The following is a 280-nucleotide window of genomic DNA, read 5'->3' on the forward strand; positions in this document are numbered from 1 at the left end:
CGCTACGTCTTCGTGGCCCTGGAAGCGGCCCTGGCCGCCGATGCCATGGTCGATGGCAGCCACCGCATGATCACCGGCGAAGGCCTGAGCATCGGCGAACACTTCTTCACCGAACTGGCGCGGCTGGTCAACCCCGCCACCGCCGAGGACCGTGGCAAGCAGGTGTTCATGGCCATCAACCTGGCCTTGTTGCTGCCCGCGGCCCTGGGCGGTGCGCGCTGGCTGATGCACAAGCTCCTGCCTGGCGGCGTGACCACGGTCAGGCTCGACAATGCCGCTC

1 pseudogene is annotated in these 280 nt (G+C 67.9%); it reads left to right on the top strand.

The features are described 5' to 3' along the window. Positions 1–280: pseudogene (locus WCE05_RS26500) on the top strand (hypothetical protein); the annotation flags it as partial.

It is taken from the genome of Pseudomonas sp. I2 (genome assembly GCF_040984075.1).
Taxonomy (GTDB): Bacteria; Pseudomonadota; Gammaproteobacteria; order Pseudomonadales; family Pseudomonadaceae; genus Aquipseudomonas; species Aquipseudomonas guariconensis_B.